Origin of the sequence: Kitasatospora sp. NPDC097691 (assembly GCF_040302665.1) — a bacterium.
Classification (GTDB): domain Bacteria; phylum Actinomycetota; class Actinomycetes; order Streptomycetales; family Streptomycetaceae; genus Kitasatospora.
The window spans coordinates 15,623-38,353 of record NZ_JBEORY010000009.1; the positions used below are offsets into that span (position 1 = coordinate 15,623).

Annotated in this window: 18 protein-coding genes; 8 read left to right on the forward strand and 10 right to left on the reverse strand. The window is 74.4% G+C overall.

Annotated elements, in window-relative coordinates; genetic code table 11:
- Positions 1-116: 116 nt before the first annotated feature.
- The 5 genes from ctaD to paaI all read left to right on the forward strand — a co-directional run bounded on the left by ctaD (position 117) and on the right by paaI (position 4,487).
- Positions 117-1,964, forward strand: a complete 1,848-nt coding sequence (gene ctaD, locus ABTY56_RS09020; protein ID WP_502893060.1) for an aa3-type cytochrome oxidase subunit I — start codon at positions 117-119, stop codon at positions 1,962-1,964.
- Between the two features lie 107 nt (positions 1,965-2,071).
- Complete coding sequence (locus ABTY56_RS09025) at positions 2,072-2,605, forward strand: hypothetical protein (protein ID WP_350627735.1); 534 nt, start codon at positions 2,072-2,074, stop codon at positions 2,603-2,605.
- 118 nt (positions 2,606-2,723) lie between these two features.
- A complete protein-coding gene (locus ABTY56_RS09030; protein WP_350627737.1) occupies positions 2,724-3,440 on the forward strand; it encodes a response regulator in 717 nt (238 codons plus the stop codon).
- Positions 3,441-3,598: 158 nt separating this feature from the next.
- Positions 3,599-4,003 carry a pyridoxamine 5'-phosphate oxidase family protein gene (locus ABTY56_RS09035; RefSeq protein ID WP_350627738.1) on the forward strand — a complete coding sequence of 135 codons (405 nt, stop codon included), beginning with the start codon at positions 3,599-3,601 and terminating at the stop codon, positions 4,001-4,003.
- Between the two features lie 70 nt (positions 4,004-4,073).
- Complete coding sequence (gene paaI, locus ABTY56_RS09040; RefSeq protein WP_350627739.1) at positions 4,074-4,487, forward strand: hydroxyphenylacetyl-CoA thioesterase PaaI; 414 nt, start codon at positions 4,074-4,076, stop codon at positions 4,485-4,487.
- 9 nt (positions 4,488-4,496) lie between these two features.
- On the opposite strand, the gene ABTY56_RS09045 is transcribed toward paaI, so the two are convergent.
- From ABTY56_RS09045 to ABTY56_RS09090, 10 genes are all read right to left on the reverse strand, one after another.
- On the reverse strand, positions 4,497-5,762 hold the full coding sequence (locus ABTY56_RS09045) for a phenylacetate--CoA ligase family protein (RefSeq protein WP_350627741.1): 1,266 nt from the start codon (positions 5,760-5,762) through the stop codon (positions 4,497-4,499).
- 66 nt (positions 5,763-5,828) lie between these two features.
- On the reverse strand, positions 5,829-6,755 hold the full coding sequence (locus ABTY56_RS09050; protein ID WP_350627742.1) for an SDR family NAD(P)-dependent oxidoreductase: 927 nt from the start codon (positions 6,753-6,755) through the stop codon (positions 5,829-5,831).
- The gene (locus tag ABTY56_RS09055; RefSeq protein WP_350627743.1) at positions 6,752-8,113 is read right to left on the reverse strand and encodes an MFS transporter; all 1,362 of its coding nucleotides are present in this window, start codon (positions 8,111-8,113) and stop codon (positions 6,752-6,754) included. The genes ABTY56_RS09050 and ABTY56_RS09055 overlap by 4 nt, the downstream gene beginning before the upstream one ends.
- Positions 8,110-9,360 carry an AMP-binding protein gene (locus ABTY56_RS09060; protein ID WP_350627745.1) on the reverse strand — a complete coding sequence of 417 codons (1,251 nt, stop codon included), beginning with the start codon at positions 9,358-9,360 and terminating at the stop codon, positions 8,110-8,112. Before ABTY56_RS09060 ends, ABTY56_RS09055 begins: the two co-directional genes overlap by 4 nt.
- Positions 9,357-10,412: an ATP-grasp domain-containing protein gene (locus ABTY56_RS09065; RefSeq protein ID WP_350627746.1), complete on the reverse strand. Its 1,056-nt coding sequence runs from the start codon at positions 10,410-10,412 to the stop codon at positions 9,357-9,359. Before ABTY56_RS09065 ends, ABTY56_RS09060 begins: the two co-directional genes overlap by 4 nt.
- On the reverse strand, positions 10,409-11,851 hold the full coding sequence (locus ABTY56_RS09070) for a KamA family radical SAM protein (RefSeq protein ID WP_350627748.1): 1,443 nt from the start codon (positions 11,849-11,851) through the stop codon (positions 10,409-10,411). The genes ABTY56_RS09065 and ABTY56_RS09070 overlap by 4 nt, the downstream gene beginning before the upstream one ends.
- An 18-nt stretch (positions 11,852-11,869) precedes the next feature.
- Complete coding sequence (locus ABTY56_RS09075; RefSeq protein WP_350627750.1) at positions 11,870-13,576, reverse strand: class I adenylate-forming enzyme family protein; 1,707 nt, start codon at positions 13,574-13,576, stop codon at positions 11,870-11,872.
- Between the two features lie 172 nt (positions 13,577-13,748).
- Positions 13,749-15,161 carry a flavin monoamine oxidase family protein gene (locus tag ABTY56_RS09080; protein WP_350627751.1) on the reverse strand — a complete coding sequence of 471 codons (1,413 nt, stop codon included), beginning with the start codon at positions 15,159-15,161 and terminating at the stop codon, positions 13,749-13,751.
- Positions 15,158-15,400 carry a phosphopantetheine-binding protein gene (locus ABTY56_RS09085; RefSeq protein ID WP_350627753.1) on the reverse strand — a complete coding sequence of 81 codons (243 nt, stop codon included), beginning with the start codon at positions 15,398-15,400 and terminating at the stop codon, positions 15,158-15,160. Before ABTY56_RS09085 ends, ABTY56_RS09080 begins: the two co-directional genes overlap by 4 nt.
- Positions 15,390-16,958, reverse strand: a complete 1,569-nt coding sequence (locus tag ABTY56_RS09090; RefSeq protein WP_350627755.1) for an AMP-binding protein — start codon at positions 16,956-16,958, stop codon at positions 15,390-15,392. Before ABTY56_RS09090 ends, ABTY56_RS09085 begins: the two co-directional genes overlap by 11 nt.
- A gap of 489 nt (positions 16,959-17,447) precedes the next feature.
- On the opposite strand from ABTY56_RS09090, the gene ABTY56_RS09095 reads away from it, so the two are divergent.
- The 3 genes from ABTY56_RS09095 to ABTY56_RS09105 all read left to right on the forward strand — a co-directional run bounded on the left by ABTY56_RS09095 (position 17,448) and on the right by ABTY56_RS09105 (position 22,728).
- The gene (locus ABTY56_RS09095; RefSeq protein WP_350627757.1) at positions 17,448-19,448 is read left to right on the forward strand and encodes an ATP-binding protein; all 2,001 of its coding nucleotides are present in this window, start codon (positions 17,448-17,450) and stop codon (positions 19,446-19,448) included.
- Between the two features lie 225 nt (positions 19,449-19,673).
- Complete coding sequence (locus ABTY56_RS09100) at positions 19,674-21,209, forward strand: MFS transporter (RefSeq protein ID WP_350627759.1); 1,536 nt, start codon at positions 19,674-19,676, stop codon at positions 21,207-21,209.
- Between the two features lie 142 nt (positions 21,210-21,351).
- Positions 21,352-22,728, forward strand: a complete 1,377-nt coding sequence (locus ABTY56_RS09105) for a carotenoid oxygenase family protein (protein WP_350627761.1) — start codon at positions 21,352-21,354, stop codon at positions 22,726-22,728.
- Positions 22,729-22,731 lie beyond the last annotated feature (3 nt).

Sequence of the window (22,731 nt, forward strand, 5' to 3'; positions counted from 1 at the left end):
GGAACTCGGGCCCAGCGGCCCCGGACGGGCGGGCCCAAGGGCCCTGGGGCGGGGGCCCGGCCTGTTCGGATCATGGAGCGCCAATCATTCGCACGACGTTCCTAAGGAGCGGGTCCTTGAGCGCCACCCAGGCACAGGGCGACCCCACACGACCGCCGACGGCCGTACCGGCCACGGCGGTTCGGGCCAGGCGGCCCGGTTCGGCCCTGGTCAGGCTGCTGACCACCACCGACCACAAGACGATCGGCACCATGTACCTGGTGTCGTCGTTCGCGTTCTTCCTGATCGGTGGCATCCTCGCCCTGGTCATGCGCGCCGAACTCGCCCGGCCGGGGACGCAGATCCTCTCCAACGAGCAGTTCAACCAGGCCTTCACCATGCACGGCTCGGTGATGCTGCTGCTGTTCGCGATGCCGCTGTTCACCGGCTTCGCGAACTGGATCATGCCGCTGCAGATCGGCGCGCCGGACGTCGCCTTCCCGCGCCTGAACATGCTGTCCTACTGGCTGTTCATGTTCGGCTCGCTGATCGCCGCCGCCGGCTTCGCCACCCCGCAGGGCGCCGCCGACTTCGGCTGGTTCCTCTACGCGCCGCTGTCCGACGCGGTCCACTCGCCCGGCGTCGGCTCCGACATGTGGATCATGGGGGTGACGCTTTCCGGCTTCGGCAGCATCTTCGGCGCCGTCAACTTCATCACCACCATCATCTGCATGCGCGCCCCCGGACTGACCATGTTCCGGATGTCCATCTTCTGCTGGAACGTGCTGCTCACCTCGGTGCTGGTGCTGCTGGTCTTCCCCGTGCTGGCCGCCGCGCTGCTGGCCCTGGAGGCCGACCGCAAGTTCGGCGCCCACGTCTTCGACCCGGCCAACGGCGGGGCGATGCTCTGGCAACACCTGTTCTGGTTCTTCGGCCATCCCGAGGTGTACATCCTGGCGCTGCCGTTCTTCGGCATCGTCTCCGAGATCATCCCGGTGTTCAGCCGCAAGCCGATGTTCGGCTACGCCGGCCTGATCGCCGCCACGGTGGCCATCGCGGGCCTGTCGGTGACGGTGTGGGCGCACCACATGTACGTCACCGGGCAGGTGCTGCTGCCGTTCTTCTCCTTCATGACCTTCCTGATCGCGGTGCCGACGGGCGTGAAGTTCTTCAACTGGGTCGGCACCATGTGGAAGGGCTCGCTGAGCTTCGAGACCCCGATGCTGTGGACGGTCGGCTTCCTGGTCACCTTCCTGTTCGGCGGCCTGACCGGCGTGCTGCTCGCGGCGCCGCCGATCGACTTCCACGTCTCGGACTCGTACTTCGTCGTCGCCCACTTCCACTACACGCTGTTCGGCACCGTGGTGTACGCGATGTTCGCCGGCTTCCACTTCTGGTGGCCCAAGATGACCGGCAAGAAGCTCGACGAGCGGCTCGGCCGGATCACCTTCTGGACACTGACCGTCGGCTTCCACGCGACGTTCCTGGTGCAGCACTGGCTCGGCGCCGAGGGCATGCCCCGCCGCTACGCCGACTACCTGGCGTCCGACGGCTTCACCACCCTCAACACCTTCTCCACCATCGGCTCGTTCCTGCTCGGCCTGTCGATCCTGCCGTTCCTCTACAACGTCTGGAAGACCGCCAAGTACGGCGAGAAGGTCACCGAGGACGACCCGTGGGGCTGGGGCCGCTCGCTGGAGTGGGCGACCTCCTGCCCGCCGCCGCGGCACAACTTCGTCAAGCTGCCGCGGATCCGCTCCGAATCCCCGGCCTTCGACCTGCACCACCCGGACATCGCTGCCCTGGACGTCCTGGAGAACAGCGGCAAGCCCGCCACGCACCTGGGCGACGTGGAACCGGCGAAGTACGACCGGCCGCTGAGCCGGGCGGACCGCGCCCGGGTGGCGTCGGCCCTCCCGGCCGCCGCCCCGGCCGCTGGATCGCGCACCGATTCGCCCACCGATGCGCCCACCCCGGGCGGCTGAGGCCGCTCCCCCGAACGCCGTCCCCGCCCGCGTCGCTGCCCCCGGGCGGGCGGGGACGGCCCGTCAGCTCCGCCCCCTCACCCCTTCGTGACCAGGAAGGCCGGGTCGTGAACCACACCGTTCTCGCCATCGGCACCGCTGCCCTCACCGCGAGCGGCTGTGTCTGGTACCTGCCCGCCATCGCCGACCTCCAGGCCGGCGCCGACCGCCCCCGCTCCACCCGCACCGCCGCGGCGGCGTGCGTGCTGTGGTGGGCGGCGCTCGCGCTGGCGGGCGGACTGCTGCTCGTCGTACCGGACTGGCGGCCCGCCGCGCAGATCGCGCTGGCCGGCCTGGTCGGCGGCGCGGCGCTGCGGGTGCGCGCGCGGTGGGACCGGCGGCGGGAGGTACGGGAGACGGCGGCGCGGTGGGCCGCACTGGACGCCGGCCCCGCCCCGCGCACCGGCCGGCCGCTCGCCGTCGGCCTCGCCGCCTGGCTGGTGGTCGGCGCCGCCGTCGGCTCCCTGGGCGCGGTGGCGATCCTGCTGTCGGGCGGCGGCGGGGCCGGCCCGCGCGTGGTCCTGGCAGGGGTCGGCGGCGCGGGCGTCGCCCTGGTGTTCCTGCTGGTCGGGCTGGGGAACGTCCGGCGGCAGGGCCGCTGAGCGCGACGTCGGGCGGCGCGAATGGGGCCGTTCGGCCCTGGGGGACGGCCGCGCGGTGGGCGATGATGCCCTGGGCCCCGCTGGGAGTGTGCGGGGGTGACGAAGGTGGAGCCGAGTGATGGCGACCAAGACGGCGGGGGCCGAGGCCTCGGCACCGGTCCGGGTGTTCCTGCTGGACGACCACGAGGTGGTGCGCCGCGGGGTGCACGACCTGCTGGACGGCGAGCCCGACCTGGAGGTGGTCGGCGAGGCGGCGACCGCCGAGCAGGCGCTCGTCCGGGTGCCCGCGCTGCGGCCCGACGTCGCCGTCCTGGACGTCCGCCTGGGCGACGGCGACGGCGTCTCGGTCTGCCGTGAGCTGCGCTCCCGGATGCCCGACCTCGCCTGCCTGATGCTCACCTCCTTCGACGACGAGGAGGCCCTGCTGGACGCCGTGATGGCGGGCGCCGCCGGGTACGTGCTGAAGCAGATCAGCGGGACCGACCTGGTCGCCGCCGTCCGCACCGTCGCCTCCGGCCGCTCGATGCTCGACCCCGGCGCGGCGACCCGCCTGCTCAACCGGCTGCGCAGCGACGCCGAACCCGCCCAGCCGGTCACCACCGGCCCCGGGCTGACCGTGCGCGAGCAGGAGGTGCTGGCGCTGATCGGCGAGGGCCTGACCAACCGGCAGATCGGCGAGCGGCTCTACCTCGCCGAGAAGACGGTGAAGAACCACGTCTCGCGGCTGCTCGCCAAGCTCGGCGTGGAGCGGCGGGTGCAGGCCGCGCTGATCGCCACCGAGCTGCGCCAGGCGGCCGCCGCCCCGTCGTCCCTGCTGCGCGGCGGCCGGGGCTGACGGTCGGGGGCGGACCGGGGGCGGTGGGCAGGGGGGACGGAAATCCGGCCCGGCGAACGGCCCGGGCCGGTGGGGAACGGCGGACGGGGCCCTCGGCGGGCTCCGCCGGGACCATCGGCCCTCGTGACCGGGCCCGGGACAGGGCGAGCATCACTGGTATGAACCGCGACCACGTCCCGGCCCCCCGGCTCTCCTCGTACGACCGGCCCGACCTGCCCGGGCTCCGTGAACTCGACCGGAACCGGGCGTTGGAGCTGCTGGCCCGGGCCGCCGTCGGCCGGGTGGTCTACACCATCGGCGCCCTCCCGGCCGTCCTGCCGGTGCCCTTCCGGCTGGTGCCCGGCGGTGTGCTGGTCTCCGCGCCCGCCGACTCCGAACTGACCCGGGCGGTCGACGGCGCCGTGATCGCCTTCGAGGCCGACGAGGTGGACGGCCGGGACGGCTCCGGCTGGTTCGTCACCGTCCTCGGCCACGCCCACGTCCGCCGGGCCGGCGCGACCGCCCCCGACGCCGTGCGGATCCGCATCCGCCCGGAGCTGGTCATCGGCCGCTGCCTGGCGTGACCGCCCCGGGCGGCGGTCCGTCCGTCCCCTACGCTGGGCCGGACATCGCCGACGGAGGGACCGTGACGCCGTGTTCGACCCCGTGATCGCCGCACTGTACGAGCGGGACGAGACCAGCCGGTCGCTGGGCATCGCCCTGGAGGAGGTGTCCGCCGGGCGGGCGGTGATGCGGATGACGGTGGCCGCGACGATGGTCAACGGGCACGGCACGGCGCACGGCGGCTTCCTGTTCCTGCTGGCCGACGCGGCGTTCTCGTACGCCTGCAACAGCCACGGCCCGGTGACCGTCGCCCAGGCGGCGCAGGTGGCCTTCCTGGCCCCGGCGGCCGTCGGGGACGAGCTGGTCGCCGAGGCGGTGGAGCGTTCGCGGGCCGGGCGCACCGGGATCTACGACGTGACGGTGCGCCGGGTGGACGGAAGGGTGATCGCCGAGTTCCGGGGGCAGAGCGCGACGATCGGGGGCCGGCCGCAGCCGGCGGCCTGAGGCAACGCCTCAGTCCTTCGGGCGCTCGTCCAGGACCTGCTGGAGCTTGCCGGTCCGGGGGTTGGTGACCAGCTCCGAGCGCGGCACCCACTCCACCGCGAGGTCGTGCAGGCTGCCGAGGGCGACCTCCGACGGGTAGAGCGGCAGGGCCGCGTAGACGGCCTCGACCAGCCGGTCGGCGAGGTCAGCGAGGTCGGCGGGCGGCGGGCCGAGGTGGCCGAGCCGCAGGATCAGGCCGTCCCGGCCGTCCCAACGCCGCTGCACCAGCTGCATCCCGGCGATGTGCCGGTCCGGGTCGGCGGCGATCAGGACGGCCCGGACCTCCTCGGTGGGCAGGGTCACGGTGCCGACCCGGGCGCCCTCGGTGGAGCGGCCCAGCAGGCGGAAGCGGCGGCACTCGCCGTCCGCCCACTCGGCGCGGTCGCCGGTGGGGTAGCGCAGGATCGGCATCAGGGTGCGGAACAGGTTGGTGACCACGACCCGGCCGGGCCTGCCGGGGGCGGTGATCGCCTCGCCGGTGGCCTCGTCGAGCAGTTCCACCACCGTGCGGTCGGCGAAGGCCTCGTGGACCCGGACGTCGTCCCCGGGGACGGGGGCGCCCACCAGCCCGGCATCGTTGGAGGCGTAGCCGACCGAGGCGACGGCCGCCTTCGGGAAGGCCCGGGAGAGCAGCGGGCGCAGGTCGGCGAAGAGCAGGTCGCCGCCGAACAGCAGCAGTTCCACCCCGTCGGCGCGCTGCCCGCGCTCGATCAGGCACTCGGCGACGGCGCTGAGCTTCATCGGCTCGCCGGCCAGCACCTGCACGCCGAAGCCGGCGATCAGATCGGCGATGTACGGGTTCGGGGCGGCGCCGCCCACGCCGAGGCGGACGTTGTCCACCGGTGCGTGGTGCAGGGCGTTCTCGATGTAGAGGAAGCCGCCGTAGAGCTCGCCGGCGGTGAACAGGTTGGCCACCCGGTGTCCGGGCCGCAGGCCGGCCCGGACGAGCCCGGCGCCGAAGGCGGTCACCGAGTCGGCGTGTTCGCCGCGGGTCCACGGGGAGAACTTGGGGACTCCGGTGGTGCCGCCGGTCTTGTAGACGCCGGCGTCGGTGAGCGGGCCGGTCAGCACCCGGTTGTCGGGCCAGGTGTTGGCGGCCCAGAACGCGGCCTGGTCGATCACCGGGAGCAGCTCGATCCGGTCGGTGTCCGGGGGCAGGTCGCGGTAGAGCTCGGCGTAGAACGGGGAGTTGGCGCGGGCGAACCGGATCAGCTCGGCCAGGGGCTTCGCGGGCACGGGGGCTCCATGGGGCAGAAGGCAGAAGGCAGAAGGCAGAAAGGCAGGAGGCGGGGGGAAAGCGGGTCAGGAGGCGGGTGCGGGCCGTCCGAGCCAGGTCCGGGCGAGGGCCTGCACGGCGGAGCCGTCCGGGTCGGCGAGCTTGGCGGCCAGGTAGGCGGCGGCCCACGGGTCGGTGGGCACCCGGAACGGCGGTCGCCGCTCGCGCAGGGTGCGGACCACGACCTCGGCGACCTCCCGGGCCGGCTGGCCGGCCGACTCCCAGCCCTGGCCGCCGACCCAGTCCAGGTAGCCGGCGAAGGTGGGCGCGTACGGGCCGGAGGCGGCGTGGATGGTGGTCCGGTCGATGTCGGGGAAGACGCCGAACCCGGTGTCCGGCACGAAGCCGGGCACCACCACCGAGACCCGGACGCCGTGCGCCGCCGCGACCGGGGCGAGCGCCTCCATGAACCCCTCCACGGCGAACTTGGCCGCGCAGTAGGCCTCGTTGAACGGCTGGCCGACCACCCCGTGCACGCTGCCGACGGTGACCAGCCGGCCGCCGGCGGCGCGCAGCAGCGGCATCGCGGCCCGGCTGACCGAGACGACGCCGAAGAAGTTGACCTCCAGGTTGGCGCGCAGCGCCGCCTCGGTGGACATCTCCAGGGTCGGGTCGGAGTTGGACACGCCCGCGTTGTTGACGACGGCGTCGAGCCGCCCGTACGACCGGTGCACGGCGTCCAGGCAGTCGGTGACCGAGCCGGGGTCGGTGACGTCCAGTCGGCGGACGTCCACGGCGGCCCCGGCGGCCTCGGCGGCGCCGCGCAGCGCCCTGGCGCGGTCGGGCTCGCGCATCGTCGCGACCGTGGTGTACCCGGCCCGGGCCGCGGCGACGGCGGTGGCCAGGCCGATGCCGGAGGAGGTGCCGGTGATCAGCAGGACCTTTCCGGCGGGGTCGGCGAGCTGCTCCTCCTGCTCCTCGGGCCCGTTCACGTTCTCCTCGGGCCCGTTCACGCGGCGCCCTCCGTACGCGGTTCGGCGTGGCCCTCGCCGAGTGGTGCGGTGCCGCCCTCCGTACGCGGTTCGGCGGCGTCCAGCAGCGGCTGGAGGCCGAGGGCGGGGAGGAAGGAGCAGGCGGCGAGCAGGGTGCCGCCGGCCATCACCGCCCGGGCGGCGTCCAGGATCCCGAGCGGGCCGGTGAGCAGGGAGACGGCCAGGCCGCCGACCAGCGCGGCGAGCGGGATCACCCCCCAGGTGACGGTCCGGAAGGCGGCGTGCATGACGCCCTGGTTGTGGGCGGACATCCTCGACTGCCGGCACGGGGCGCTGCACACGTTGATGCAGGACATGAAGAAGCCGTAGCAGCCCATGGTCACCGCGATCACCGGTCCGGCGGGCAGGGCGGGCGCGGCGAGCACACCGAGGCCGACCAGGCAGTGCAGCAGCAGCGACCAGGCCATCGTCCGCCCCAGGCCGAACCGCCGGGAGAGCCGGGGCGCGACCACGGCGCCGGCCAGCGCGCCGAGCGCGGCGACGGACATGGCCGCACCGAAGACGCCGACCTTCACGCCCAGGCCGCGGTAGGCGAGGACGGGCAGCACGGTGACGAAGACCGGCCCGCCGCAGTTGAGGACGACGGCCGCCAGGACCACCCGGCGCAGCACCGGGTCGGCCCAGTTGAGCCGGAAGCCCCGGGCCAGCCGCTCCCGGATCGAGCCCTGCTCCACCGTCCGCTCGCCCCACGGGCGCATGGCGCGGAAGCAGGCCGCCGAGACGAGGTAGCTGGCCGCGTCGACCAGCAGGGCGGTCACGCCGAGCGCGCTGTAGAGGGCGGCGGCGATGGACGGCCCGGCGACCTCGGAGACCGAGCCGCTGCCCTCCAGCCGGGAGTAGGCGCGGACCATGCCGTCCTTCGGCACCACGGCGGGGACGGCGACGAGGTAGCCGACGTTGAAGAAGATCGTCGCGCCGCTGATCACCGCCACGCAGCCGAACAGCAGCGGGGTGGAGAGCAGGTCCAGCGCGTACGCGAGCGGGATCGCCGCCACCGCGACCAGCCGGACCAGGTCGCAGACGAGCATCGTGCGGCGCTTGTCCCAGCGGTCGACCAGCACCCCGGCGACCGGCCCGAGCAGCGGGATGCCGAGGTACTGGGCCATCGCCACCACGCCGACCTGCAGGGCGGAGGCGTGCAGCACGAAGATCATCAGGGTGGGGACGACGAAGACGGTGACCTTGTCTCCGACCAGGCTGACGGTCTGCCCGGCCCAGAACAGGGAGAAGCTCCGGCCGAGCGGCGCCGGGCGGGCCGGATCCGCCGTGGCGGCGTGGGCGGAGTCGGCCGTCACGGGCTGTGCGGAGTCCGCCGTCACGACTCCTCCCGGACGACCAGCGCGGCCGTCTTGCCGGTGCGGCCGTTGCTGACCAGCTCCGCCACCGGGCGCACCCGGAAGGACCCCGGGTCGTGCTGGAAGGCGGTGCTGAGGGTGAACGTGGCGGCGAACAGCTCCTTGCGCAGCCGCTCGACGTCCGGGCAGCTGTTCGGTCCGCCGTTCGAGTCGTCCCCGGGGCCCGTCGTCAGCACCAGGACCTCCACGGCCGTCGCCCGGCCGCCCTGCTCGGTGAGCACCACCTGGGCCCGGGCCACGCCCGGTTCGCGCTCCGTCCGGGTGATCAGCTCGTCCACGTCCAGCCCGAGGCCGCGGACCTGGACGACGCTGTCGCGCCGGCCCAGGACGCGCATCGCGGGCTCTGGGCGGCCGCACGGGCAGGAGGTCAACTCGCCCGCGTCGCCGGTGCGGTAGCGCAGCACCGGGTTGAGCATCTCCGGGTCGAGGGTGGTGAAGTCCAGCAGGCCGTCGGCGTCGGCGTGCACCAGCTGGGTCGGCAGCGGGTGGAAGACGTCCGCCGGGCAGTGCGGGGTGTTGGTGCCCACCACCCAGGTCTCGGTGCTGCCGAACATGCCCCAGCGCCGCGCCTGCGGGGCCACCGCGGCCAGGTCGTCCGCCAGCTGGTGCTGCCAGGCCTCGCCGAGCCACAACACCTTGCGCAGCGAGGGCAGTTCGATGCCGGCGGCCCGGGCGTGGGCGAACCAGAGCCGCAGCACGCTGGGGGTGCCGCCGATGGCCGTCACCCGGCGGGCGGCGAGGAAGGCCAGCCAGTCGTCGTACTCCTCCTTGGCGACCGAGCCGAGCGCGATGATCCGGCAGCCGGAGAGGTCGGCGAGCGCGGCGGCGAGGAAGTGCGCGCCCCACATCCGCCCGGCGCCCCAGGCGTTGACGAAGACGTCCGTCGGCTCGAGGGGCTGCCAGTGTTCGTGTACGCCGGCCATGTAGAAGCCGGTGGGGGCGTAGCCGACCTTCGGGGCGCCGGTGCTGCCGCCGCTCTGGAACAGCCAGGTGGCGGACTGCTCGGCGGTCGGCTCCAGGTGCGCGAGGGCGGTGTTGAGGTCGTCCTTGGCCAGCGGCGGGAGGTCGGCGAGCCGGTCCAGGGTGTCCGCGCCGAGGTGGTCCGGGTAGCGCGCGGCCAGGCCGGGGACGCCCCGCAGCCGCTCCAGGGTGCGCCGGGCCACGTGCAGCCGGGGCCCGGCGGCCTCGGGGGAGAGGGAGAAGGCGGTCATCGGGGGTCCGTCCGGTGGGCAGGGGAAGGGGAGGGGGCGAGGTCGAGGGTGAGCGGGCGGGCGCCGGCGGCCAGCCATGTGGCGTGGCCGTCCCGGTAGGCGGCGAACCGGGCCCGGGTGACGTCGCGCTGGAGGGTGCGGTCCGGGTCGGTGTGGTCCGGGGCGATCACGCCGTCCGGCTCCAGCTCGGAGAACCAGTACCGCTCGCCGTCGTGCAGGAAGTCGACGCAGAAGAACGGGATCGGCAGCCGCTCGGCGAACCAGGCGGTGGCGGCGGCGAGTTCGGGCGGCACCGGCGGGAACTCCATGGCACCGCCGCGGCTGGCGTTGGCGACCGGGGAGCCGGGCTCGGGGGTGCGCTTCATCACCGCGTACGGCCGGCCGTCGACCACATAGACCCGGTAGTCGACGGTGCCGTCGCCCAGGTACGGCTGGATCACCAGGGTGGTGTCGCCGCCCTGGGCGAGGCTGGCCAGGCCCCGGACGTCCTCGGGGCCGCGGGCCAGGTTGATCCCCCCGCCGCCGCACCAGCCGGCGGGTTTGACGATGGCCGGGTAGGTCATGTTCCCGAGCGCGACCTCGTAGCCGTGCTTGGCGGTGTCCCGGCCCGTCCCGATCCGCACGGTCGGGATGGTCGGTACCGGGGAGCCGGCCAGGAACAGCAGGGTGGCCAGCTTGTCGTTGCCGATCAGCGACACCTGCGGCGGGAACGGCAGGTAGAAGCCGGCCTGTTCGAGCACCGCGTACAGCGCGTACTGGTTGAAGACGTCCATCGACTGGTACGGCAGCGAGTAGAGCGCGGTGATGAACAGGGTGTCCTCGGGGGTGACGGGCTCGTCGTCCACGTACACCCGGGGCCGGCCGGGAGCGGTGGCGTCCACGGTGACGGCGTCCGGGGCGTGCCGGCTCCAGCGCAGTCCGAGGTCGGCGGCGCTCTCGGCGTAGAGGTCCCAGAAGAAGCCGTGCCACATCTCGGCCATCCGGGAGGACTCCCGGTCGGGGAAGATCCAGCACATCCGGCGCAGACCGTCGGCCGGGGGATGGGCGCTCATCGTGCTCCTCGTTCTGCTCGTGCTGCTCGTGCTGCTCGTGCGGCGGGGGGCGCCGGTGCGGCGCGGGGTGCGGGGGAGGAGTCGGCCCACCAGCGGCGGCCGGCCTCGGGGAGGGTGTCCACCGGGTCGTAGTAGGGGTGGCGCCGGTCGAGCGCGGCCTGCGGGCCGCTGCCGCCCTCCAGGCTGGTGCGGTAGTTCTTGGTCCAGTACGAGACGCCGCGCTCCCGGTCGTACTCCACCGCCTGGTGCACCCAGCGCTTGCCGACGTGCGGGACGTCGCAGACCAGGCGCGGGGTGGCGTACCCGGGCAGGTAGCCCATGATCGCCTCCTGGAGGTGCTGCGCCCGGTGCAGCGGGGTCCGCCAGTGCTCCGCGCCCGGGACGAGGTCGCAGAGGTAGAAGTAGTACGGCAGGACGTTCGCCTCGCCCTGCAGCGCGAAGCAGAGGTCCAGCAGGTCCTCCGGGGTGTCGTTGACGCCGCGCATCAGCACGCCCTGGTTGCGGACGTCCCGCACGCCCGCGTCCAGCAGCGCCCGGGCCGCCTCGGCGACCAGCGGGGTGACCGAGCGGACGTGGTTGGCGTGGGTGTGCACCGCGAGGTTGACGGCCCGGCCGGCGGCGACGGCGGCGACCCTCGCCACGCCCTCCAGCACGTGCGGCTGCAGCCAGTGCTGCGGCAGGCCGACCACGGCCTTGCTGGCCAGCCGGATGTCGCGCACCGAGCCGAGGTCCAGCAGCCGCAGCAGGAAGGACTCCAGGCGCGGCCAGGGCACGTTGGCGAGGTCGCCGCCGGAGACCACCACGTCGCGCACCGCGGGGGTGCGTTTGAGGTAGTCGAGCATCTGCTCCTGCCGGTCGCCGGGGCGCAGCCGCAGCCGGGTCTTGGCCACCTGCGGGGTGGAGGTGCCGACCAGGTCCATCCGGGTGCACTGGCCGCAGTACTGCGGGCAGGTGGCGGTCAGTTCGGCCAGCACCTTGGTCGGGTAGCGGTGGGTCAGGCCCTCGACCGCCCACATGTCCGTCTCGTGCAGGGAGTCCCGCTCGGCCAGCGGGTGGCTGGGCCAGTGCGGGTGGCGGTCGCTGCGCACCGGCAGCATGTAGCGGCGCACCGGGTCCGCCAGGAACGCCTCGGTGAAGGCCTCCGGGGTGGTGGGCGCGCCGGGTGCCATGGTGTTCAGCACCTGCGGCGGCAGCAGGATCGGCATGGTGGCGAAGTCGGCCTGGTCGGCGGTGAGTTCGTCGTAGAGGCGGTCGGTGAGCAGGCCGCCGGCGACGGCCCGCAGCTGGCGGGTGTTGCGGACGGAGTGGGCGCGCTGCCACTGGGCGTCGCGCCACTGCGCCGCGGTGACCTGCCGCCAGCCGGGCAGCCGGCGCCAGTCCGGTTCGACCAGCGGCGTCCGCACGTACTGGTACGGCTGGCGGATCACGGGGTGGTCCACGGGGTGGTCCACGGCGCGTTACCGGTCGGTGAGGAGGGCGGCGTGGCGGGTGCGCAGTTCGCGTTTGAGCACCTTGCCGGTCGGCCCGAGCGGGAAGTCCTCGGCCGTCCGGGCGATCCGGACGGCGGCGAGGGCGGCCAGCCCGGCGTCGACCAGCGCCGCGTTGGCCGCGGCCCGTACCTCCTCGGCCGTGGCCTCGGCCGCTTCGGCCTGCAACTGCACGACGGCGATGGGCTGTTGGCCGGCGCCCGGTCCCGCAGGGACGCCGACCACCGAGCAGTCCCGGACCAGGCCCGCGCAGTCGGCCAGCAGCACCTCCTCGATCGGCAGGCTGTAGACCGGGCCGGCGGCGGTGTCGATGACGTCGACCGTGCGGTCGAGGTGGTAGTAGCGGCCGTCGGCGTCGCGGCGGGCGATGTCGCCGGTGAGCCAGTAGCCGGACAGCTCGAAGCTCGCGGTCAGCCGCTCGTCGTTCCAGTACCCCGGGGTCAGGGAGGGCGCGTCCACCGCGAGCAACCCGACGGTGCCGTCCGGGACTTCGGCGCCGTCGTGGTCCAGGACGGCGGCCTTGCGGACGACCTCCAGCGGCTTGCCCACGCAGCGGTCGTCGCGGGCGCTCTCCGGGGTGGTGACCTGGCCGAACAGTGCCATGCCCATCTCGGAGGAGCCCAGCCCGTCGATGAACTGCGAACCGGGAAGGGCGGGTTGCTCGGCCTTCTCGTGCGGCAGCAGCCAGGGGCGGATCAGCCCGGCAGGCCGCTCTCCGAGGGTCACCAGGCGGCGGATGTGCCCGTGGTGCGCGCTGTCGCCGGTGTTGAACCAGGAGTGCACCCGGGCCGCGCCGCGCACCGGCAGCTCGCCGGTGGCCAGTTCGACGAAGGTGCGCGGGAAGGAGGCCACCATGGTCGGTCGGAAGGCCTCCATCACCGGTTCGACCACGGCGCGCCGCCAGTCGGACATCACCACGGTCGGCAGGCCGAGCAGGACGGCGGTGAGGAAGTAGCTGAGGCCGCCGGCGTGGGTGTGCGGCATCAGCGACATCAGTCGGTCGTACGGCTCGGCGGGGAAGCGCACCATGCGCGGCTGCTTGCCGTCCCAGAAGGCGCGGTGCGTCAGCATGGTGGACTTGGGGGTGCCGGTGGTGCCGGAGGAGTGGATCAGCGCGACCACGTCCTCGGCGGCGTGCCGGTACGGGTGGGCGGCGGGCAGCGCGACGGCTCCGGCGTCGAAGGCCCGCACCTCGGCGGCGAGGGCGAGGAAGCGTGGGCGGCGCTGCGGGTCCGCGCGGTAGGCGGCGGCCAGCCGGGTGGTGTCGTCGGCGACGACCCCGACCACCCCGACGTGGTCCAGGTAGCGGACCATCACGTCGTGCCGCATCGCGTCGTTGACCAGCGCGGGGACGGCGCCCAGCGAGGTGAGCGCGAGGAAGTGCAGCAGCGGCTCCAGGCCCTCGCCGATGACGACGGCGACCGGCTCGCCGGGACGCACCCCGTTGGCGTGGTACCAGGCGGCGTAGCGGTCGCGCAGGGCGACCAGGTCGAGCAGGCTGTGGCCGCGCAGCACGACCTCGCCGCGGTGGTCGGTGCGGTGGGTGAAGACGAACGGGACGGACCGGTGGGGGTTCGCCGCGACCGCGTGGTCGAGGAAGTTGCCCGCCCCGAGCTCGGGTTCGGTCATCAGCCGCTCTCTGGCGGCGAGGGGCGCGATGGGGCTCTGGTCGCTCATGGCGGTCTCCGGGCGTGGGGTGCCGGGCGCGGGTTCTCGTGGAACGGCGCCTGGGAGGGGATGAGGGGGTGGCCCGCGGGCCCGTCGGGGCGTGCGGGCGGTGGGGGAGGGGGACGCGGGGGTGGGGCGGGGGTGGGGCGGGTGGCAGGCTGCGGGGGCCGCGGTGGCAGGGTCAGGAGCGGTCGAGGATCTCGGCGACCACCCGCCGGCCGGAGCGGATCGCGCCCTCCATCAGCCCGAAGAAGGCGGTGCTGGTCTCGGTGCCGGCCCAGTGCACCCGCCGGTGCGGCGCGGTCAGCGTCGGGCCGAGCCGCGTCCAGTCGCCGGGCCCCAGCAGGGCGGCGTAACACCCCTGGCTGTACGGGTCGTTGAGCCAGTCGGTGACGTGGAAGCCGATCGGCTCGGGGAGCATCGGGAACAGTCGCGCCGCCTGGGCGAGGGCTTCGGCGCGCTGCCGCTCCGGGGTGAGCGCGCCGAAGCGGTGGGCCTCGGCGCCGGTGACGAACCCGGTCAGGACGCCGATCCCGCTGCCGGGGGAGTCGTCCACGGTGGAGAGCAGCGGCCCCCGGGCGTTGACCGACCAGCCCGAGAGGCCGTGGTCGCGCCAGAGCGGGGCCGGGTAGACCAGGTGGACCTTGACCGCACAGCCGCGCGCGGTGCGCTCTCCGGCCCGGGGCACCGGCAGGGCCGGCTCGTGGGCGATCGCGTCGGCGAGCAGCGGGGGCAGCGCCAGCACCGCGACGTCCGCCCGGTGGGCGCCGCGCCCGGTGTGCACCGTCACCGCGTCGTCGTCCTGGTGGACGGCCCGGACCGCCTCGCCCAGCCGGACCCGGTCGCCCAGGCGCTCGGCCAGCCGTTCGCACAACTGGTGGGCGCCGCCGTCGATCCGGTCCTGCTGGGCGCCGCCGGCGAAGGCGTTGAGGTAGCGCAGGCCGCCGCCGGAGCGCAGGTAGAAGGCGAGGTGCAGGACGGATATGTCGGCCGGATCGGCGGCGCACATCTCGCCCAGGAAGAGCGGGAAGAACAGCCTGGCGTCCGGGTGGGCGAGGTGCTGCTCGGCCCACTCGGCGGCGGTCAGGGTGTCCAGCCGTTCGGCGTCCGGGGTGAGCCAGGGGGCCTCCGGCCGTACGGCGGCGGTGAGTTCGGCCAGCCGCTCGAACAGGTCGCCGAGGGCGACGGCGTCGAGCGGGGGGAAGCGGCCCTCCCGGGTGGCCGCCGCGGTGCAATCGTCGTCGGCGGAGGCGTCCCGGGCGTCGTTCTCGGCGGCGGAGCCGAGAGCGAAGCGGCTGGCGCCGAGCATCGTGGTGGGGGCGGTCTTCAGCCCCAACTCCGCTATCAGAGCGTGCAGTTCGGTGTGCTTGTCGCCGAGGTAGGCGGCGCCGGCGTCCACCCGGCTGCCGGGGGCGGCCTCGATGCCGTGGGTGCGTCCGCCGACCCGGTCCCGGGCCTCCAGGACGGTGACCTCGATCCCGTGGGCGGCCAGCCCGGTGGCCGCGGTGAGCCCCGCCAGGCCGGCACCGACCACGACCGCCGATCTTCGCCGGCCCTCGGGTCCGTGGCCGTCGCGTCTCCGGTCCTCGCTCATGCGGCGGCCGTGATGCGCTGCGCGAGGCGGGTCGGGGTGGGCGCGAGCAGGAAGTCGTCGAAGCCCAGCTCGACGCCGTGGGTGCGGGCGACGGCGCTCAACACCCGGGTGGCGACCAGGGAATCACCGCCGAGGTCGAAGAAGTCGGAGTCGGCGGTGACGTCCTCGCGTTCCAGGACGCGCCGGAAGACGGCCACCAGGGCGTCCGCGGTGGCGGGTGTGGTGAGGTCAGTGCTCAAGGGAGGTCTCCTTCGACCTGTCGGGGGGAGTCGCGTAGCGCAGGTGGCAGCCGGCCCGGTCGATCTTTCCGCTCGGGGTGTGCACCAGGCGGGGCACGACGGTGATCCGGCCCGGCACGAGGTGGCCGGGCACCCGGTCCCGCAGGTAGGACAGCAGAGTGCGGTCCAGCCCTCGGACCGGGGGCTGCGGGCGGGCCACCACGTAGGCGACCAGGGTGGTGCGGCCGGCCACGGTGGTTCCGGTGACGGCGGCGGCGGTGACGTCGGGATGCCCGGTGAGGTGCGCCTCGACCTCGGAAGGGTCCACCCGGATGCCGCGGACCTTCAACTCGCCGTCCAGGCGGCCCTGGTGGGTGAGCAGTCCGTCCGGATCGCGGCTCATCCGGTCGCCGGTGCGGAAGAACCGCGCGCCGTCGAGGGTGGTGAACCGCGCCGCGGTCGCCTCCGGCAGGCCGAGGTAGCCGAGCGCGACGGCGGGGCCGCCGATCAGCAACTCGCCCTGCTCGTCGAGCCGTTCGACGACGTGCGGCAGGGCGCGCCCGATCGGCGCGCGGGTGGCGCCGTCCCAGGTCCGCCCGGGTGCCCGTGGGCCGGAGAGGTCCACGGCGTGGGTGATCTGGGTGGTCTCGGTGCAGCCGTAGGTGTTCAGCAGCCGGATCGCCGCCGTGGGCAGCCGGGACCAGTCGGCCAGCCGGGCCGGACCGGCCGCCTCCCCGCCGATCACCAGCAGGCGCAGGCAGGAGGGCAGTCGGTCGCCCGAATCGACCAGGTGGTGCACCAGTTCGTGCCAGAAGGCGGTCGGCAGGTCCAGTACGGTGATCCGCTCGCGCCCGACGGTCCGCAGGAACCGGGGGAACGACCCGCTGTGCGCGTCCCGGTCCATGACCAGGGTCGCGCCCGTGGTGAGCGTCGGGAGGATCTCCTCGAAGCAGGTGTCCCAGTTGAGCGAGGCGAACTGGAGGACCCGGTCCTCGGGGGTGAGGTCGAACAGCCCTCCCAGCGCGTGGGCGGTTGCCGCGGCCGCCCGGCGCGGTGTCACGACGGGTTTCGGCTGCCCGGTCGAACCCGACGTGAAGAGAATGTAGGCCGGTTGGTCCGGGTCGTGTTCCGGGGCGCTCCCGGCGTGGTTCGCCGGGAGGGTTCCCGGGGGGTCCCCGGATAACTCCTTCGGTTCCGGTAACTCCACCAAGGGGAGGTCGAGTCGGAGGATGTCGCCGGTGCTGCCGGACACCGCGGTACGACACCCGGCGGCCGCCGCCATGGCGTGTCGGCGGGCCGTCGGGAATGCCGGATCGACGGGGCAATAGGTGCCCCCGGCGGTCAGCACGCCGAGAAGTGCGACCACCGTTTCCGGCGCGTGGATCGCCGGCACGGCGACCGTGCCGGGATCCGGGCCCAGGCGGGTGGCCAGGGCGTTCGCCGACTCCAGGAGCCGGCCGTAACTCAGGGCGTGTCCGTTGTGGACAATCGCCGGACGACGGGGATTTCGACGTGCGATATCGCTGAACACGTCGAGCAGGTCGGGGACGACCCGGAGGGAACCACGATTATTTGACATGCCCGCCCCAAATGGCGCTGAGAAGTGCTCATCCGTGCTCGGCGAACGGCGACTCTACCTTCGAACATGCGTGGCGACAATGGATGTTGAGGGTGTTCTTCCAAGGGGTCGTGGCAGAACTGTGAACCACCCTCGGGCGGTACGGTCGTTCGGGTAAGGACGGTGCCGGAGCGCCGTTCTGACGTCACATCAGCACCACGGCGCGCGGCCCTTGCCCCGGCGCCCGCCGGTCCGCTTGACTCGATCAGGGTCTTCGGGGAGGTGAGGTGGTCGTGGAGCGCGCGGGCCTGGCCCGCGAAGAACAGGTCCTCGGCGGCCTCGCAGATCAGGGCGGGGAGGAGTCCGCTCTCCAGGCCGAGCCGGGACGACGGGTGTCCGTCACAGCCCACCCGTTCCTGTCCGGCCGCGCGGGAACCTCAGGCGGGACTCGTCCCGTGTAAGCGACGGAGACCAAGATCCGTCTCCGACACGAGCGGGAGGGGAGCCGTCATGGCATCCGTCAAGGAGCGACTGAGCAGCGCGCGGGGCCAGGCCTTCATCGGCCGGGAGGAGGAACTCGAAAGCTTCGCACGGGCGCTGGCCGGCGATCCGCAGTCCCCGTTCGTGTTCTCCGTGGTCGGTCCGGGCGGCATCGGCAAGTCCACGCTGCTGCGCCGCCTGGCGGACCGCGCCCGGGCGACCGGACGGTTGCTCCTCGAGCTGGACGGCCGCTTCGTCAGCCGGGACCCGGCGGACTTCGAACGGGTCGCCGCCCCGTTCCTGGACGTCCCCGGAACGGTCCTGTTCGTCGACTCCTTCGAGCACTGCCAGTGGCTGGAGAGCTGGCTGTGGCAGCGGTTCCTGCCGCGCGCCGCCGACGACACCCTGGTGGTCCTGGCGGGCCGGCAGGCGCCCCAACCGCAGTGGACCGCCGATCCCGCCTGGGCCGGGCTCCTGCACGTCCGTGAGCTGCAGCCGTTCTCCGAGCAGCAGGCCCGGAGCCTGCTGACCACGGCGCAGGTGCTGCCCGAGCTGCGCGAACGCGTCCTGCGCTTCGCCGGGGGCAACCCGCTGGCGCTGTCCCTGGCCGCCGCCGCCAGAGTGTCGGACTGGAGCCGCGAGGACGTCTGGGCGCCCTCGGCCGACGTCCTGCGCACACTGCTCTCGGGCCTGATCGGCGAGGTGCCGACCGCGGCCCACCGCCGCGCCCTGGAGGTCGCCGCGCAGGCCCACTCCACCTCCGAGGAACTCCTCGCCTCCGTGCTGCCCGGCGAGGACGCCCACGTGCTGTTCGCCTGGCTCCGGGGCCTGCCCTTCATGGAGTCCACCCACCGCGGTCTCCACCCGCACGACGCCGCCCGCGAGACCCTGGCCGCCGACCTGCGCTGGCGCGCCCCCAACGCCTACGCGACGATGCGCCAACGCCTCGCCGAGGAGTACCTGCGCCTGCTGCGCGAGGCACCCGAGGAACGGGTCTGGACCGTCACCGACGAGCTCTTCTACCTCTTCCGGGACGGGGAGATCGTGGCCCGGACGCGCACCTGGTCCCGGGAGGACGAGGTGCACGACCGGCCGCTGCACCCGGACGACCTCGACGTCGTGCTGCGCATGGCCGAGCAGACCGAGGGCCGGGCCTCGGCGGAGCTGGTCCGCTACTGGGCGCAGCGCCAGCCGCAGGCCTTCAGCGTCTACCGCCTGGTGAGCACCGGCCGCGTCGTGGCGTTCACCGCCCGCCTCGCGCTGCCCGCCCCCGCCGACCCGCAGGACGTCGCCACCGACCCCGTCGTGGCCGCGGCGTGGGCGTACACCGAGGCCACCGCGCCGGTGCGCCCCGGCGAGCACATCGGCATCAGCCGCTTCACGGTCTACCCCGAGCGGTACCAGGTGCCCTCGCGCGTCATCGACCTGAGCAGCTCCCGCGCCCAGGCCGAGTCCGCCCGGGCCCGGGCCCGCGCCTACGGCTTCGCCGTCTGGCGGGACGCCGAGGCGTGGTCCGCGCGCGTCAAGGGCAGCCTCACCGACACCGGTGCCCGGCCGCGGGTCGGCGAGCACACCTACGGCGTGTTCGGGGTCGACTGGCGCCACGTGCCCGTCGAGACCTGGCTGCGCCACTTCATCACGGCCACGGCCGTGCCCGCCCAGGCGGGGCCGTCCGGGGTCTCGCGCACCGCGTTCGACCAGGCCGTGCGGGAGGCCCTGGCGCACTGGCGCGACGCGGGCGCCTTCGCCGCCTGCGCGCTGCTGCGGGCCCGGCTGGCGGCCGACCTCGACGATCCGGTCGAGCAGCTGCGCGCCCTGCTGCGCCGGGAGGTGGACGAGCTCGCCCGCGACCCGCGCGGTACGCGGGCCCGGGAGGCCCTGACGGCGGGCTACTTCTCCGGCGCGCCCACCCAGGAGGCCGCGGCCCGCCGCATGGGCCTGCCGTATGGCACCTACCGGCGCCATCTGCGCCAGGGCCTGGACCTGCTCTGCGAGGCGCTGTGGCAGCAGGAGTTGTTCGGTCCCCGCTGAGCCGGCGCGGTGCGCGGGCCCGGGACGCCCCGACGGCGGGCTACTCCTCCCGCGCGTCCGCTCGGGAGGCCGCGGCCCGCCGCGTGGGCCTGCCGTACGGGAGCCCGCCCCCGTCGTGCCCGCGCGCCCCCTCGGGCGCGGGTGGACAGGTGCGGACAGCGGTGGACAGTCCCCGCCCGGACCGGGCCTGGCGGGTGGACAGCGCCCGGTCCGAGTCTGTGCGGCATGAACGTTGCGTACGGACAGCAGGACGGGCAGCCGCACGGACCGAACGAAGCGCGCCGGTCCGCCCGACCGGGGGCGGCGCTCGCGGCGCTCGCCGCGGCCCAGTTCACGGTCATGCTCGCCACCTCGATCGTGAACGTCGCGCTGCCGCAGATCCGCGCCGGGACCGGCCTCTCGGACGGCGGCGTCACCTGGGTGGTCAACGCGTACGGCCTGGCGTTCGGCGCGCTGCTGCCGGCGGGCGGGCGGGCGGCCGACCTGCTCGGCCGCCGCCGGGTGCTGACCGCCGGGCTCGCGCTGTTCGCGGCCGGCTCGCTCGCGGCGGGACTGGCCGGCTCCCCGGGCCCGCTGATCGCCGCCCGGGCCGTCCAGGGCCTGGCCGCGGCGGCGATCGCCCCGGCCGCGCTCGCCCTCGCGGTGGCGCAGTTCCCCTCCGGCCCCGGGCGCGGCCGGGCCCTCGCGGTGTGGGGCGCGGTCTCCGGTGCGGGCGGGGCGGGCGGCGTCCTGCTGGGCGGTGCGCTCACCGAGGCCTGGGGCTGGCCGTGGGTGTTCCACGCGGTCGCGCTCGGGTCGGTGCCGGTGCTGGCCGCCGTGGTGGCACTCGTACCGGCGGAGACGGCCCGGGCGGCCGAGCGCGGGACCGGGCGGTTCGACCTGTCCGGCACCGCCGCCCTCACCCTCGCCCTGACCTGCCTGGTCTGGGGCCTGACCACGGCCCGCGGAGCCGGCTGGGGCGACGAGCGGGTGATCGGATCCCTGGGCCTCGCCGTCGTGCTGCTCGCGGCCTTCGCGGTGGTCGAGCGGCGGCGGCCGAACCCGCTGATCCCGCCGCGGCTGCTCACCACCGGACGGGTGGCCGCGGGCAACCTCCTGATGGCGCTGCTGGGTTCGGTGTGGATCGCCCTGTTCTTCTTCCTGCCGCTCTACCAGCAGCAGGTCCTCGGATCGGGGCCGCTCGCCACCGGAGCCGCTCAACTCCCGCTCGCCGCCGCCAACATGCTCGGCGCCGCCGTGGCGCCGCGCCTCTCCCGGCGGGTCGGGTCGACCACGACCCTGGTCGCCGCGCTGCTCACCGAGGCCGCCGGCCTGCTGTGGCTGGCCCGGATCGGCGCCGACGGCAGCTACGCCACCGACGTCCTCGGCCCCAGCCTGCTGATCGGGCTGGGCCTCGGCACCGCGTTCGTCCGGCTCACCGCGCTCGCGGTGGACGGCGTGGCGCCCCGGGACTCCGGGCTGGCCGGGGGACTGGTCAACACCACCCGCCAGGTCGGCGGCGCGATCGGCCTCGCCGTCCTGACCACCCTCGCCGGGTCCGTCACCGCCCGTGCGGCCGCCCACCAGCCCCACCGGGACGCCCTCACCGCCGGCTTCCGCGCCGCCTTCGCGCTCTCCGCCGGCGTCCTGACCGCCACCGCGCTGCTGGCCGTGCTCCTCGTCCGCCGTACCGGCGCGACCGCCGCGACGGCCGAGACCCCGGCGCCCGAGCCCCAGTCGACGCCCGAAAACCGCAAGGGCGTTGCCGAACTGCCCGCCTGACCCCGGGCCACCGACCAGCCGACCCACTGACCCACTGACCGACTGACCCACTGACTCACTGACCCACTGACTCACTGACCGACTGACCGACTACCGACCGACCGTCACACCCGTCGTCACACCCACCGAAAGGGCGCTCACCATGACCGCCAAGCCGTACCTGACCGGCCACTACACCCCCGTCGCCGACGAGATCACCGCCACCGGGCTGACCGTCGAGGGCACCCTTCCCCCGGAGCTCAGCGGCCGGCTGATCCGCAACGGCCACAACCCCAAGCCCGGCGTCACCCCCACCCACTGGTTCAAGGGCAGCGGCATGGTCCACGGCATCCGGCTGCGTGACGGGCGCGCCGAGTGGTACCGCAACCGCTGGGTGCACACCCCCGCCCTGGACGGCGCGCCGTACCTGACCGAGCACGGCCCGGACCTGACCGCCAGCGTCGCCGGCACCCACGTCATCGAGCACGCCGGGCGGCTGCTGGCGCTGTGCGAGGCCAACCTGCCCTTCGAGCTGACCCCCGAACTGGAGACCGTCGGCGCCCACGACTTCGGCGGCCGGCTGCGCACCGCGATGACCGCGCACCCCAAGGTCGACCCGGTCACCGGCGAGCTGCACTTCTTCGGGTCCTCGCCCGTCCCGCCGTTCCTGACGTACCACGTCGCCGACGCCGAGGGCGAGATCATCCGCAGCGTCGAGGTCCCCGGGGCGAGCGCCGCCCTGAAGCACGACTTCGGCCTGACCCGCCACCACGTGGTCTTCATCGAGGGCAACGTGACCTTCGACCCCGCCGAGCACTCCGGCATCCCGTACGGCTGGCGGGACGAGCAGCCCGCCCGGATCGGCGTCATGCCGCGCGGCGGGGACGGCGCCGGGCGGATCCGCTGGTTCTCCATCGAGCCGGGCAACCTGCTGCACGTCGGCAACGCCTACGAGGACGGCCTGGGCCGCATCGTCCTGGAGGGCCCCACGGTGGACGCGGAGGGCTTCCGCCGGTCCTGGAACTGGTGGGTCGGCGCGCCCGGGCGCGGCAGCGAGCCGCTCTCGCGCTCCTTCAACCGCCGCTGGGTGGTCGACCCGGCCGCCGGCACGGTCGACGAGCAGATCATCGACGACCTGCCGGTGGAGTTCCCCACCCTCAACGAGGAGTACCTCGGCGCCGAGCACCGCTACCAGTACGCCGTCTCCTTCCCCGACGACGGGGGCTACGGGGAGTACGGCATCGTCAAGTACGACCGGGTCACCGGCGCCCGCCGCATCCGCCGGATCGGCGACGCCCGGCTGCCCAGCGAGGCCGTCTTCGTCCCCGCCGCGGGGGCGACCGGCGAGGACGAGGGCTACCTGCTCACCGTCGTCTCCGACCTCAAGCAGGACGCCTCCCAGCTGCTCGTGCTGGACGCCTCCGGCCTCGACCGGGTGGCCGCCGTGCACCTGCCGCGCCGCGTCACGGCCGGCATCCACGGCTCCTGGATCCCCGACCACGGCCCCGACGCCGCCGGGACCGACGCCGACCTGGGCTGACGC